Here is a 14798-nt window from a genome sequence, read left to right on the forward strand (position 1 = left end):
GGATTTTGATGAAAAAATTTGCTTATTTATTTTTTACATTTGCTTTTGCATTTTTAATAAGTGCTTGCTCAAGCGAAGAAAAAATCGAAAATGAATTTGCATTTGCTGAGTATAAAATGGGTGATGAAATTCTTTTAAAAAGTGTCAATGGTGGTGAAAAAACCTTAGTAAGAACACAAAATGGTTTTATGGTAAAAGGCGAAGAGAATAAAATTTTAATGTTTGATTTTTTTGGAACCTTTTGCACACCTTGCCAAGAAGAAGCTGCTCATCTGACAAGCTTATGGCAAAAAAATACCGATAATTTTATCATCATAGGGCTTAGTCATTTTGAAAATGTAAGTGATCAAGCCGTAAAAGATTTTGCCATTAAATATGGGGCATATTATTTTTTGAGCAATTCTAAAGAAAATGATAGAATTGTCGCACAAGCTTTAAAAGATATTAATTATCAAAGCATGGAGCAACTTCCTTTTAAAGTAGTTTTAAAAGATGGTGTTTATCAAGATTTAACAGACTTTTGGAATAAAAACTCAAAAAGTTATGTGAAATATTATCTTGGAAAAGTTTCTACCGAAACTATGCAAGAAGATATCAATAGGATATTAAATGAGTCTAAAAAGTGAAATTTTAGAACAACAAAAATTAGCAGAACCTAAAATGTTTAAGGTTTTGCTTTTAAACGATGATGTTACCACTATGGATTTTGTAATTGAAATTTTAATGAATATTTTTCATCATGATTTTGAAAAAGCAAGTGCAATTATGCTTGAAATTCATCATCAAGGAAGTGGAGTTTGTGGTATATATACAGAAGAGATTGCACTTAGTAAAAAACAGCAAGTTGACACAGCAGCAAAAAACAATGATTTTCCACTCCAAACAAGGATAGAAGAACAATGAAATATAAAGAATTAATTGACTCATTTATACCAAATGCAAGACATTTAAGCTTTATCAATCATCATGAATTTATCACTTGCGAACATTTACTTTTTGCTTTAGTTAAGCTTAGCAATGATTTTAAAAATCTACTTGAAGAAATCGGAGATGGTGATTTACAAGGCTTTGAAAATGAGTTAAAAAACTACTTAGCTAAAAATAACGAAATTTTAAAAAAAGAAATAGAACCTATTTTTTCTGTGATCTTGGAAAATATACTACACAAGCTAAATGCAAAAAATCAAACAAGTGTGATTGATTTTATCATCGCACTTTGTAAAGAAGAAAAAGCTTATTCTTGTAATATTTTAAAAAAACACCTAATTGAAGAAGAAAAAATAAAAGAATTGTTACAAAATGCTGAATTTGAAAATTTAAAAACCCATACCATAGAGCTAGTTGAGCTTGCAAAAAAAGGCAAAATAGATCCTGTTATAGGTAGGAAATTTGAACTTGAAAGAATGATGCAAATTCTAAGCCGTCGCAAGAAAAATAATCCTATTTTAGTTGGTGAGCCAGGCGTTGGTAAAAGCGCTGTTATAGATGGGTTAGCACTAGCTATAGCTGAAGAAAAAGTACCAAAACATTTAAAAAACTCAAAAATTTATAGTCTTGATATGGCGAGCTTGCTTTCAGGGACAAAATACAGAGGTGATTTTGAAAAAAGACTAAAAGATATCATTAAAGAATTAGAAAATATCCCTAATGCTATTTTATTTATAGATGAAATTCACACCATAGTAGGAACTGGTGCAAGCAATGAAAGTCATGCAGATATGTCAAATTTATTAAAACCTGCATTAAGTAATGGCAATATCAAATGCATAGGTGCAACTACTTTTATAGAATACAAAAATACTTTTGATAAAAACAAAGCTCTAAGTAGAAGATTTGCAAAAATTGACATAGATGAACCAAGCGAAGAAGAGTGTTTTTTGATCTTACAAGGCTTAAAAAGCAAATACGAAAATTTTCACAAAATCAAAATCAGCGATGAAATTTTACAAACAAGTATAAAACTAGCAAAACAATTTTTACATGATAAATTTTTACCCGATAGCGCGATTGATTTAATCGATGAACTTGGTGCAAGCTTTGCTTTAGAAGATAAAAAAAGTAAAAAAATAGTAAAAATAAAAGACTTAGAAAATACTTTAGCAAGGATGACACATTCTCATAAAATTTATGAAAGCGATCAAGGTAAAATTCTTAAGAACTTAGAGCATGATTTAAAACAAAACATCTTTGGACAAGATGAAGCTATTAAAGCTTTGTGTTCTATTTTAAAACAAAGCTATGCGGGATTAAAAGGTAAAAATACCCCAAAAGGTGTATTTTTATTTACCGGATCAAGCGGGGTTGGTAAAACCGAACTTGCTAAAAATTTAGCACAAATTTTAAATCTTAATCTTGAAAGATTTGACATGAGTGAATACTCACAAAAACACGATGTGAGCAAACTCATAGGAACTTCAGCAGGTTATGTAGGCTATGAAGATGGTGGCTTGCTTAGCAATAGTATTAGAAAAAATCCTTTTAGTGTGGTTTTATTTGATGAGATAGAAAAAGCTCATCCTGATTTAACTAATACCTTTTTACAAATTTTTGATAATGCAAGCTTGACAGATAATAGTGGATTAAAAGCTGATTTTAAAAATACTATTATCATTATGACTTCCAATTTAGGTCTAAAAGAAAGTAATGAGCTTGGTTTTTTAAGTAATGACAAAGAAAAAAGCAATAAAGCCATAAAAGATTTTTTTGCGCCTGAGTTTATCAACCGTATAGATAAAATCATTCATTTTAATGACTTAAATCAAGAAATTTTAGAACAAATCGTTCAAAAAGAGCTAGATTTAATGGCAAAAAATTTAAATAATATCACCATAGAAGCTGATAAAAAAGTAAAAGAATTTCTTGCTAAAAAAACCAATAATAAAGAATTTGGAGTAAGATTATTAAAACGCATTATTGCTGAAGAATTAGGAGAGAGATTAAGCGATGAGATTTTATTTGGAAAATTAAAAAATGGTGGTAAATTAAAACTCAAACTTTCCAAAAATGAAAAAATCGAATTTGTATTCTAAACTTTTAAAAAGCCCTGATGATGCGCCTGTTTTTGTTAGCGAAAAACTAGAGGTAGACTTTATACATCATGCTTATAGCTTAGGGCTTTTTCCATGGACTAGCAATCCTGTTACTTGGTGGTGCCCTTCTCCTAGAATGGTACTTTTACCTGATGAAGTGCGCATACAAAAAAGTATAAAAAAAGCTTTAAAAACTTATGAAATAAGACTTGATTTTGATTTTAACTCGCTTATAAGTCATTGCGCAAAAAGAAAAAAAACTTGGATAAGTCAAGAATTTATACAAGTTTATACAAAGCTTTTTGAGCAAAATTTAGCTCATAGTGTCGAAGTTTATGAAAATGATGTTTTAATCGGCGGTTTATATGGACTTATCATAGGCAAAATATTTTTTGGCGAAAGCATGATAAGCCTTAAAAAAGATGCCTCAAAAGTAGCCCTAATAAGACTTTGTGAGCTTTTAAAACCATATGATTTTTTAATAGATTGTCAAGTGCCTAATGAGCATTTAAAATTTATGGGTGCTAAAGAAATGACAAAAAAAGATTTTTTAAAAACACTAGAAAAAAAAGTTTCGCTTGAAAGTGGCTTTAAAAATTTCAAAAATTTACTATAAAAAGATATACTTATATATAAACAAAATTGCATAAATATTTTGGAATGATTTTTGCTTTTAGTCTATAAAAGCTTTATTTTAAAGGAAAAATTATGATAAGCCCTTTTAAATCAAAAGAACTTATTGTTGATGCTTTAGCAGGAAGAAACCTAAGAAGTCAAATGATTAATTCTAACCTTGCAAATGTTGATACTCCTTTTTATAAAGCAAGAGATATAGAATTTGAAACTGCTTTAGTTAATAGAGCAAATGAAATTTTTAAAAAGAAAGATACCAAAGAGCTTGAATTAGCAAGTACAAATGCAAATCATCAAAAACCTTGGAAATTTCCAGATCCTAATAAATCAACCATTTATTTAAGAGATGGACATTTGGCAAGAAATGACGCAAATACAGTAGATCTTGATGTAGAAACTACTGAAATGAGTAAAAATACTATGATGATTACTGCTTTAGATGGCGTTTTAAGAAGACAAAGTAATATTTTTTCAACCATCATAGACACAAGCTCTAAATTAGGCTAGGAGAAAAATAATGGCTTATTTAAGTGATTTTGATATTAGCGGATACGGGCTTAGCGCGCAACGCTTTAGAATGAATGTAATTAGCTCAAACATAGCTAATGCAAACACTACTAGAACAGCAGAAGGCGGTCCATATAGAAGAAGAGAAGTGATTTTTAAAGCGACTGATTTTAATGAATTACTAAATAAACAAATCGCTAAAGATAATAATTTTTTAGAATATGAAAATCCTTTAAACGACCCAGCTTCACAAAAAGATGCAAAACCTGCTATAATGAGCGTAGTAGTTGATAAGGTTGTAAGAGATGATAAGGATTTTCGTATGAAATTTGATCCATCTCATCCTGATGCGAACGAACAAGGCTATGTTGCTTATCCAAATATAAACCCAGTCATTGAAATGGCCGATTTAATAGAAGCAACAAGAGCTTACCAAGCAAATGTAAGTGCTTTTACAAGCACTAAAACTATAGCACAAAGTGCGATAGATTTACTAAGAGGTTAATAAATGAACACTATTAATGGTATAAATCAATTTAACAATGTTAACAATAAAAATAATAACAACTCAAATAACATAGGCGATGAATTTTCTAGCTTATTAAAAAATTCTATTAATAACCTTAATAAAACCCAAGAAACAGCTGAAGCTGCTATGGTAGACATCGCAACAGGCGAAGTAAAAGACTTACACCAAGCAGCAATAGCTATTAGCAAAGCTGAATCAAGTATGAAATTTATGCTTGAAGTTAGAAATAAGGCTATAAACGCATATAAAGAAATTTCAAGAACTCAAATTTAATATATGCTTTCAAACACCATTAGAAATAGAGTTTCAAAGGTAGCTTTTGCTTTTTGTATGGCTCTGTTTTTTATGGCCTTGTTTTTACTTTCTACTTTTTTTCTAACCTCAAAACGCCATATACCAAATACTCAAAAAGAACAATATTTTTCCGCTCTTAGAGGTAATATCATCACAAGCGATAATTTTACAGTAACTTCTAGTAGGCAAATTTATAGAGCAGAGATTGATCTAAGAAGTTTAAATCCTGATAAAAAAGAGTTATTTTTAACGCTTTTTCAAATTTATAGTGGCGCAAGTGATGAACAAATGCAAGATATCAAAAAAAGAATGCTTGTAAAGAAAAAAAGAAGTTATAATTTTATTTTACTCCAAGATATTAATTCAAAAGACGCGAGTTATTTAAAAGAATTAGCCAAAAAACTTTATACCCAAGGTTTTTTTAAATCTTTTACAAATAGCAATGGCAGGGTTGAAACAAGAGGACTTGATATCATAGAACACAAAGAAGATCGTGTATATATGCCAAAAGACTCTCTTACTCCTATCATAGGTTATACAAGAACTTATATGGATGAAAAAAGTGAAATTTTTAAAAATGTCGGCATAAAAGGCTTAGAAAAATATTACAATGAATGCTTAAGCCCTTTACAAAATGCAAAAATCCAAGGTTTAAGAGATATAGGTGGCAATATTATCTTAAATTTACACTCTTATGAAAAGCGTAAAATAGATGGTTGTAATCTATACTTAAATATTTCACTAAAACTTCAAAAGGGCTTAGAAAAAGCTATTGATAAAAGAAATGAAGATTTAAAAGCTAATGAAATTATAGTTGCAATTATGGAAAGTAAAAGTGGAAAAATTTTAGCCCTTGCTAGCTCAAGAAGATATGATCCACAAAATCGTGGAAAAGATCTTTCTGTACTTAATGCAAGTGCGATAGAATATGGCTATGAAGCAGGCTCTGTTATAAAGCCTTTTATATTTACCACCGCTTTAATGCTTGATAAAATCAAAGTTGATGAAATCATTGACACTCAAGGTGGACAATACAAACTTGGTCGTTTTACCATACGCGATGATCATAGAAAAGATAAAATGAGCATGGAAGAAGTTATCACCTACTCTTCAAATGTTGGTATGATTAAAATCGCTCAAAGATTAAGCAATCTTGAAATTATCTCAGGACTTAGAATTTTTCGTTTTGGAGAAAGAAGCGGTATTGATCTTCCTTATGAACAAAAAGGAGAAATACCAAATCCAAAAAGATTAAGAGAGGTAGAAAAATCTGTATTAAGCTATGGATATGGCTTGAAAACAACTTTCATACAACTTTTAGCTGCTTATAATGTATTTAATAATGATGGAATTTATATCACTCCACAACTTGCAAATAAAATTTACCAAGATGGACGTTTAATAAAACTTGATGATGAAGTTAAAAAAGAAAAAATTCTTTCAAGTAAAGCTGCTAAAGAAATGCAACAAATTTTAATCAATGTTATAGAAAAAGGAACTGGTAAAAAAGCGCAAACTCAAGGCATCATCATAGGTGGTAAAACAGGTACAGCTAGGATTGCTGAAAGAAAAGGCTATACTTCAAATCGCTATAATGCTTCATTTTTTGGCTTTGCAAATGATGAGAAAAACAATTATACCATAGGAGTTTTGGTAAGAAATCCTACCAAGGCCTATAGTTATTATGCTGCACAAAGTGCTTTACCTATGTTTAAAGATACAGTAAATCTTATGATAAAAGAAAGTTATTTAAAACCTATAGAAAACAAAATGATAAAAAACTAATCCAAACTAACTTTAAAATTTAGAGTTTTATTTGACTCTAAACTAAACAATTTAAAATAAACTCTATAAACTCATCGCTATCATTAGGGCAAGCAATAAGCTCATAATCACTTTTTGCTAAGTGTCTATACTCAACTCCAAGTTCAAAAATCGTTTCAGAACAATCTATACAAAAAGATATAGGATAAATCAAAGCTTTTTGATCTAAATTTGCTAAAATATCACTTGTATTAGGTTCAAGCCATTTCACTGGACCTAGTTTTGATTGATAGGATAAAATGATTTGATCAAATTCATTTTTAAGTTTTTCTTTTAAGATACCCACGTGCTCTTGCACATGTTTTTCATACAAATCACCTTTTTTAATCACCGAAAGCGGTAAAGAATGGGCAGAAAAAATCAAAGTTTTATAATCACATTCTTTCTTTTTTTCTAAAATATGCTTTATAATCATTTCATTATAAAGTTCATCTTTATAAAAAACATCAATGATTTTTACATTAGCTTGATTTTGGATATTTCTTAGCTCATTTTGCACCACTTCTAAAGAACTAGTTACAGTGGTTTTAGAATGATGAGGATATAAAGGAAACAAAATGATTTCATCATTTTTTTGAAAATCATATTTTGAAAAAACATCATTTGCAAAGGGTGGCACATAAAGACTAATAAAATCAAAGTTATATTCTCTAGTTTTGGAATTTAATCTATCACATAAACTTTGTGTGATTTGGGTAAGCGGGGACTTCCCACCCATTTTTTCATAGTTTTGCTTCATAGCTTTTAGTCTTGATTTTCTTATCATAAAGGCTGTAAATTTTCTTAAAAAAACATTTTTTATCCCTAAAATATAAGGATCATTAAACATATTTTTTAAAAAAACTTCACATTCATCAAGTTTATTAACCCCACCCATATTTAAAAAAAATACATATTTCACTATTTAACACCTTCTAAAATTTCTTGCACCCTCAAAGCATCTTCAATACTAGCTAAATTTTCACAAACTCCATTTTGCAAAAGCTCAAAAAAGTCTTCATGTTCAGCATATAAAGGAGAGTTTTCATATAAATTTGGAATTTTTTGCATATTGATAAAAAGTTCAAAATTTTTAAGATCAATTTCATAAGTATGTTTTTTACCTAAAAGTGTGTTTTTTCTTATAATGCATTGTCCATTCCAGCTATCATGAATGCTTGCTAAAATATTTTCTAATTTTAAGCTTATCATTACCTCATCTTCAAATTTATCATGATGAAAGCTTTTATAAATATTTGCTTTTAAAATTTGCTCTTGACTTAAAAATCTAACTAAATCAATATCATGCACACTAAGATCACTTAAAACACCTACATCGTTTATTCTTTGTGGATAAGGAGAAATTCTTTGTATATTAATACTTACAATCTCATCTTCTAAAAGTTTTTCTTTTAAAGTTAAAACAGCCGGATTAAATCTCTCGCAAAAGCCCACCCCTACTCTGACTTTATTTTCCCTAGCTTTTTGCTCTAAAATTAAAATTTCATCAACATTTAATGCCAAAGGTTTTTCTATCAAAACATTTTTTATTTTAGGAAAAACTTTCAAAGCTATGTCTAAATGCGTATGAGTAGGCGTAGCAATGATAACACCATCAAGATTTTGCGCTAAAAAATCATCAAAATTTTTATACAAAAAATGTTTAAATTCATCTTTACAAAAAGGATCATAAAGATGAATTTCTTTTACTTTTAAATTACGCTCAAGTTCTCTTAAATGGTTTTTACCCATTTTACCAAGGCCTATAAGCCCTATTTTCATTTAAAAGCCTCAATCACTCTAGCTTGGTGCTCTTCTTTTAAAAATGCACTCATAGGTAAAGATAAAATTTCATCACTTAAAAGCTCTGTATTTGGTAAATCACCATTTTTATAAGCAAGATAATCAAAAGCTTCTTGCAAATGAAGCCCTAAAGGATAATGCACGGCAGTAGGTATGCCTTGCTCTTGTAATTTTTGCATGAAATTTTCTCTATTTTTTACACGCACGCTATATTGAGCCTGGGCACTCACAAAACCATCTTTCCTTGGCGGTAAAATACAATTTTTTAAATTTTCATCATAAACTTTTGCTATTGCTTCTCTTTTTTTAATCTCTTCATCTAAATATTTTAATTTCACATTTAAAATGGCTGCTTGGATGGTATCAAGCCTTCCATTAATACCGATGTATTTATGCTTATATCTTTGCACTTGTCCATGGTTTAAATAAATTTTTATTTTTTGTGCTAATTCATCATCTTGGGTAAAAATCGCCCCACCATCTCCATAAGCACCTAAAGGCTTAGACGGGAAAAAGCTTGTACAAGATATATCAGCTATAGCACATGATTTTATACCTTTTTGACTAGCTCCAAAACTTTGTGCGCTATCTTCTATCAAAGCGATGTTTTGACTTTTGCAAAGTTCTTTTAAAGCAAATATATCGGGCATAAGCCCAAAAATACTCACAGCAATTACAGCTTTAGTTCTAGGCGTGATAGCACTTTGAACTTTTTCTAAACTAAGATTATAATCTTTAAAATCAATATCTACAAAAACAGGCTTAGCGCCGATTAGAGCAACCATTTCAGCTGTAGCTATAAAGGTAAAACTTGGTACTATTACCTCATCATTTTTACCCACACCCAAAGCCATCAAAGCTAAAAATAACGCACTTGTGCCACTTGAACAGCCTATTGCATGTTTAACACCTACATATTTAGCTAAATTATTTTCAAATTCTTCTAATTTTGCACCACCTATAAAAGAGCTGCTTTGTAAAACTTCACTAATAGCCTCATCGATTTCATTTTTATAAGCATTATATTGAGCATTTAAGTCTATAAAAGGAATTTTCATTGTATTAACCTTGTAAATTAAAATCGTGATTATAAGATAGTTTTACTTAATTTAAAGTATTTTTGGTATTATTTTAAGCAAAAAACTAGCTAGGAAAATCTATGGATATAAGAAAAGAATATTTAGAATTTTTTAAGTCAAAAGGACATGAAATTACTCCTTCAAGCCCTTTAGTTCCTGATGATGCGACTTTACTTTTTACTAATGCAGGTATGGTGCCTTTTAAAAGTATATTTACCGGAGAAGTACCACGTCCTAATCCTCCGCGTAAAACAAGCTGTCAAACTTGTATAAGAGCTGGTGGAAAACATAATGATTTAGACAATGTAGGCTACACAGCAAGACATCACACTTTTTTTGAAATGCTTGGGAATTTTAGTTTTGGAGATTATTTTAAAGAACAAGCCATTGCTTATGCTTGGGAATTTGTAACTGAGGTTTTAAAACTACCTAAAGAAAGATTATATGTAACTGTACATGAAAGCGATGATGAGGCATATGAGCTTTGGCAAAAACATATAGAAAAAGAAAGAATTTATAAATTTGGCGATAAAGATAATTTTTGGCAAATGGGCGATACTGGACCATGCGGGCCTTGTAGTGAAATTTTTTATGATCAAGGTGCTGAACATTTTAATTCTAGTGAAGATTATATGGGTGGTGATGGAGATAGGTTCTTAGAAATTTGGAACCTAGTTTTCATGCAGTATGAAAGAAGTGCTGATGGCACGCTTACTCCATTACCAAAACCTAGTATTGATACAGGTATGGGACTTGAAAGAGTTAGCGCTATAAAAGAAGGAAAATTTAGTAATTTTGATAGTTCTTTGTTTATGCCTATTATTGAGAGTATTGCTAAACTTTGTGGCAAAACTTATACCTATGAAAGTGGGGCTAGCTATAGAGTAATCGCTGATCATATTAGATCAAGTGTATTTTTACTTGCTCAAGGAGTTGGCTTTGATAAAGAAGGTAGGGGCTATGTTTTAAGAAGAATTATGCGCCGCGCCTTAAGACATGGATATTTATTAGGTCTTAAAAGAGCTTTTATGTATGAGCTTGTAGATGTAGTGTGTGAGTTAATGGGTGGGCATTATACTTACTTAAATGAAAAAAAAGAATTTATCAAAGAACAGATTAAACTAGAAGAAGAAAGATTTTTAAGCACTATCGAAAATGGTATTGAAATTTTCAATGAAGAACTTAAAAAAACTAAAGATATTTTTAGCGGTGAAGTAGCTTTTAAACTTTATGATACTTATGGTTTTCCGCTTGATTTAACCCAAGATATGCTAAGAGAAAAAAATCTTAGTGTAGATGAGGCTAAATTTAATGAGCTTATGCAAGAACAAAAAGATAGAGCCAAAGCCTCTTGGAAAGGAAGTGGGGATAAAGCAATTAGCGGGGACTTTAAAGTTTTATTAGAAAAATTTGGTAAAAATACTTTTAGTGGTTATGAAAATTATGAAGAAAAAACTAAAATCATGGCCATTTTAGATGAAAATTTTAAAATCATAACCGAAGCTAAGGCAGGATATATAGCATGGTTAATGCTTGAAAAAACTCCATTTTACGCAACAAGTGGAGGGCAAAGCGCTGATATAGGTTTTATCAATGAAAATGAGGTTTTAGATACACAAAAATTCTTTGATATTAATCTTAGTCAAGTGAAATTAAAACAAGATCTTAAAACAAACGATGAAGTGTTAGCTTGCATAGATACTAAAAAAAGAGAACAAATCGCAAGACATCACAGCGCGACACATTTATTACACCATGCTTTAAGAGAAATTCTTGGCTCACACATTAACCAAGCAGGCTCTTTAGTAGAACACAATAAATTAAGATTTGATTTTACTCATCCAAAAGCTCTAAACAAAGAAGAACTAAAACAAATAGAAGCTTTGGTAAATACTTACATCATGCAAGCAAATGAAGCTAAAATTGAAATTTTAGCTTTAGATGAAGCTAAAAAAAGTGGTGCAATAGCTTTATTTAGTGAAAAATATCAAGAAAAAGTAAGAGTTTTAACCCTAGGAGCTAGCAAGGAACTTTGCGGCGGTACCCATGTGAAAAATAGCTCTGAAATAGGAAGTTTTTACATCATCAAAGAAAGTGGTGTTAGTGCTGGAGTTAGAAGAATAGAAGCAGTAGTAAGCAAAGCTGCGCTTGATTATGTTAATGAAAATTTAAAAGAGCTAAACCAAGCCAAAGAAGAGTTAAAAACTCATGATATTTTAAGCTATGTGGCAAAATTAAAAAATGAAATAGCTAGTTTAAAAAATGAATTAAAAAATTCAAACAAAGCAGAATTAAACTCTAAAGAACTAAATGGCATTCAATATTGTGTGCAAAAAATAGATAGTGGCGATATAAAAACCATGATAGATGAGTTTAAAAACAAATTTAACAAAGCTGTGATTTTACTTTTACAAGAAAAAGAAGGCAAAATCATCATCGCAGCAGGCGCTAAAGACGCTTCGTTAAAAGCCGGTACTTTGGTAAAAGAAGTTGCACAAATGCTTGGTGGAAACGGTGGTGGTAGGGATGATTTTGCAACAGCTGGTGGTAAAGATACAAGTAAAATAGAACAAGCACTTGATCATGCTAGAAAAATCATAGAAGAAAGTCTTATTTAATGCTTTATCTAGCTTCAAGTTCGCCTTCACGCGTTGCTTTGCTAAAAGAAGCAAATATCGCTTTTGAGCAAATTATTATCGATTATGATGAGAGCTTGGTAAAAAAAGACAATCCAAGCTCTTATGTGCAGAAAATTGTTTTAGAAAAAGAAAGGCAGTTTTTTGCAAAATACCCTGATTTTAAAAATGTTTTATTTGCTGATAGTATAGTTTGCGCTCAAAATATCATTCTTACTAAAGCTAAAAGCGATAATGAGGCTTTTAATATGCTCAATTTGCAAAGTGGCAAAAGCATTAGCGTTTTAAGCGCGATGATTTTAGTTTTAGAAGATAAAAAGATTTTTAATCTTAGCAAGTGTGATTTGATTTTGGATAAATTTGATTTAAAAGATATGCAAGAATACATTGATTCAAAACTTTATCAAGGTAAAGCCGGAGCTGTGATGTGCGAGGGGTTTCATAAAAAATACATTAAAAAAATCATAGGCCATCAAAGTACAGCACTAGGGCTTAATATAGAACTTTTGAAAGCATTTTTATGATAAAAATTTTAAAAATATTTCTTTCTTTTTGTATAGTGTGTGCGGTTGGAGTTTTTATATTTATTGCATATTTGTTTTCTGATTCTGATTTAAATCAATACACTTTTAAAGATTATAAACCACCTCTTACAACACAAATTTTTGATAAAAATGGAAAATTAGTTGCCAATGTTTTCGAGCAACACCGCTTTTATGCCCCTTATGAAGAACTCCCACCAAGACTTATAGAAGCTTTGGTGGCTATTGAAGATACTAGCTTTTTTGAACATGGTGGGGTTAATATAGATGCGATTTTTAGAGCAGCCATTAAAATCATAAGAAGCGGTGGAAAAACCATGGAAGGAGCTTCCACTCTTACACAACAATTCATAAAAAACACAGAATTAACTCCTGAACGCACATTAAATAGAAAACTAAAAGAAGCTTTACTTGCATATAAGATAGAAAGTACTTTAACCAAAGAGCAAATTTTAGAAAGATATTTAAATTTCATCTTCTTTGGACATGGATATTATGGAGTAAAAACCGCTGCACTTGGATATTTTAGAAAAAATTTAGATGAGCTTAGTCTGAAAGAAATTGCCATTTTAGTAGGTATGCCAAAGGCTCCAAGTACTTATGATCCTACTAGACATTTAGATCTTTCTTTAGCTAGAGCAAACAGCGTAGTACAAAGAATGTATAATCTTGGTTGGATTTCTAAAGAAGAGTATGAAAATGCCTTAAAAGAAATTCCAAAAGTATATGATGATACTTTAACACAAAATGCAGCCCCTTATGTTACTCAAGAAGTTTTAAAACAACTAAGCGGGATTAAAGACTTAAAAAGTGGTGGCTATAAAATAGAGCTTGCTATCGATCTTGACGTGCAAAATATTGCAAGAGAGGCTTTAAAATTTGGCTATGATGAAATAGTTAAAAGAGACAAAGATGCAAATTTAAGTACACTTAATGGAGCTATGATAGTAGCAAATCACCAAAATGGAGACATTTTAGCCTTAGTAGGTGGGGTAAATTATGCAAAAAGTAATTTTAACCGTGCCACTCAAAGCTTAAGACAGCCTGGAAGCTCTTTTAAGCCTTTTTTGTACCAAATCGCCATTGACATGGGCTATTCACCTATGAGTAAGATTGCTGATATTTCAAGGATTTTTGAAAGTACCAAAAAAGATGAGAAAGATTGGAAACCTAAAAATTACGGCGGAAAATTTCTAGGACTTATAAGCTTAAAAGAAGCACTAACTGGCTCAAGAAATCTAGCCACTATAAATTTAGCTCTTGCCTTAGGACTTGATGTAATCCATGATAAACTTAGTTTTATGGGCTTTGAAAATATACCGGTTGATTTATCTATAGTTTTGGGTAGCTTTGGAATTTCTATTTATGATTATGCTAAACTTTATACAGTATTTGGAAACTATGGCGTGCAAAAAGATTTGATACTCATTAAAAGAGTAATCGATAAAAATGGCAAAATAGTAGTAGAATTTAATTCTGGAGAAAGAAAAATCAGCGAACCCGAACAAGCCTTTTTGGTCAATGATATGATGCAAAATGTTGTTAAAAAAGGTACTGGGCGTAATGCTAAAGTAGAAGGGATTGAGATAGCTGGAAAAACAGGCACTTCAAATAAAAGCATCGATGCGTGGTTTTGTGGCTTAACTCCTGAAATAGAAGCTATCATTTGGTATGGTAATGATGATAATAAACCTATGAAACAAATAGAAGGTGGCGCAAGAACTGCTGCTCCGGTTTTTAAAGAATTTTTAACAAAATACTTAGAACTTTATCCTGATAGCGCTAGAAAATTTATCATTCCAAAAGGGGTTTATCAAGGAATTTATGAAAAGCAAAAAGAGTATTACACTAACACCTCCCCATTTCCAAAAAACAACCCTGCTCTTTCTGAAAATCATGAGATAATTTTTTAAAAATATTTTTTATAAAATAATAAAAATTAT

14 protein-coding genes are annotated in these 14798 nt (G+C 30.4%); 11 read left to right on the top strand and 3 right to left on the bottom strand.

Annotated features, from left to right (window positions below):
• The first annotated feature begins 8 nt into the window (after positions 1–8).
• The 8 genes from L8W55_RS05720 (at position 9) to L8W55_RS05755 (ending at position 6777) form a co-directional block, all read left to right on the top strand.
• A complete protein-coding gene (locus tag L8W55_RS05720) occupies positions 9–626 on the top strand; it encodes a thioredoxin domain-containing protein (protein WP_263677759.1) in 618 nt (205 codons plus the stop codon).
• On the top strand, positions 610–903 hold the full coding sequence (locus L8W55_RS05725) for an ATP-dependent Clp protease adaptor ClpS (RefSeq protein ID WP_087684979.1): 294 nt from the start codon (positions 610–612) through the stop codon (positions 901–903). Before L8W55_RS05720 ends, L8W55_RS05725 begins: the two co-directional genes overlap by 17 nt.
• The gene (locus L8W55_RS05730; RefSeq protein WP_263677760.1) at positions 900–3029 is read left to right on the top strand and encodes an AAA family ATPase; all 2130 of its coding nucleotides are present in this window, start codon (positions 900–902) and stop codon (positions 3027–3029) included. Before L8W55_RS05725 ends, L8W55_RS05730 begins: the two co-directional genes overlap by 4 nt.
• Positions 3004–3645, top strand: coding sequence for a leucyl/phenylalanyl-tRNA--protein transferase (gene aat / locus L8W55_RS05735; protein WP_263677761.1), 642 nt, complete (start codon positions 3004–3006; stop codon positions 3643–3645). Before L8W55_RS05730 ends, aat begins: the two co-directional genes overlap by 26 nt.
• A 92-nt stretch (positions 3646–3737) precedes the next feature.
• Positions 3738–4169, top strand: coding sequence for a flagellar basal body rod protein FlgB (flgB, locus tag L8W55_RS05740; protein WP_039618716.1), 432 nt, complete (start codon positions 3738–3740; stop codon positions 4167–4169).
• Between the two features lie 10 nt (positions 4170–4179).
• Positions 4180–4674 (top strand): flagellar basal body rod protein FlgC, encoded by a 495-nt coding sequence (gene flgC / locus L8W55_RS05745; RefSeq protein WP_133318691.1) that lies wholly within the window; start codon positions 4180–4182, stop codon positions 4672–4674.
• Between the two features lie 3 nt (positions 4675–4677).
• On the top strand, positions 4678–4971 hold the full coding sequence (gene fliE / locus L8W55_RS05750) for a flagellar hook-basal body complex protein FliE (protein ID WP_039668591.1): 294 nt from the start codon (positions 4678–4680) through the stop codon (positions 4969–4971).
• A gap of 3 nt (positions 4972–4974) precedes the next feature.
• Positions 4975–6777 (top strand): peptidoglycan D,D-transpeptidase FtsI family protein, encoded by a 1803-nt coding sequence (locus L8W55_RS05755; protein WP_263677762.1) that lies wholly within the window; start codon positions 4975–4977, stop codon positions 6775–6777.
• A gap of 37 nt (positions 6778–6814) precedes the next feature.
• Here the strand turns inward: L8W55_RS05755 and hemH are convergent, their stop codons facing one another.
• Genes hemH through L8W55_RS05770 form a run of 3 tightly spaced genes read right to left on the bottom strand, consistent with a single transcriptional unit; the run spans position 6815 to position 9650 of the window.
• Positions 6815–7717 carry a ferrochelatase gene (gene hemH / locus L8W55_RS05760; RefSeq protein ID WP_263677763.1) on the bottom strand — a complete coding sequence of 301 codons (903 nt, stop codon included), beginning with the start codon at positions 7715–7717 and terminating at the stop codon, positions 6815–6817.
• Positions 7717–8577 (bottom strand): Gfo/Idh/MocA family protein, encoded by an 861-nt coding sequence (locus L8W55_RS05765; protein ID WP_263677764.1) that lies wholly within the window; start codon positions 8575–8577, stop codon positions 7717–7719. Before L8W55_RS05765 ends, hemH begins: the two co-directional genes overlap by 1 nt.
• Complete coding sequence (locus tag L8W55_RS05770; RefSeq protein WP_263677783.1) at positions 8574–9650, bottom strand: DegT/DnrJ/EryC1/StrS family aminotransferase; 1077 nt, start codon at positions 9648–9650, stop codon at positions 8574–8576. The genes L8W55_RS05765 and L8W55_RS05770 overlap by 4 nt, the downstream gene beginning before the upstream one ends.
• Before the next feature lie 107 nt (positions 9651–9757).
• On the opposite strand from L8W55_RS05770, the gene alaS reads away from it, so the two are divergent.
• From alaS to L8W55_RS05785, 3 genes are read left to right on the top strand one after another with little or no spacing between them, the layout of a single operon-like run.
• Positions 9758–12295, top strand: coding sequence for an alanine--tRNA ligase (gene alaS, locus L8W55_RS05775; RefSeq protein WP_263677765.1), 2538 nt, complete (start codon positions 9758–9760; stop codon positions 12293–12295).
• Complete coding sequence (gene maf, locus L8W55_RS05780) at positions 12295–12837, top strand: septum formation inhibitor Maf (RefSeq protein ID WP_133318684.1); 543 nt, start codon at positions 12295–12297, stop codon at positions 12835–12837. The genes alaS and maf overlap by 1 nt, the downstream gene beginning before the upstream one ends.
• Positions 12837–14768, top strand: coding sequence for a PBP1A family penicillin-binding protein (locus L8W55_RS05785; RefSeq protein ID WP_263677785.1), 1932 nt, complete (start codon positions 12837–12839; stop codon positions 14766–14768). Before maf ends, L8W55_RS05785 begins: the two co-directional genes overlap by 1 nt.
• The last annotated feature ends 30 nt before the right edge of the window (positions 14769–14798 follow it).

Source organism: Campylobacter sp. FU_520, assembly GCF_025772385.1.
GTDB classification, from domain to species: domain Bacteria; phylum Campylobacterota; class Campylobacteria; order Campylobacterales; family Campylobacteraceae; genus Campylobacter_D; species Campylobacter_D lari_C.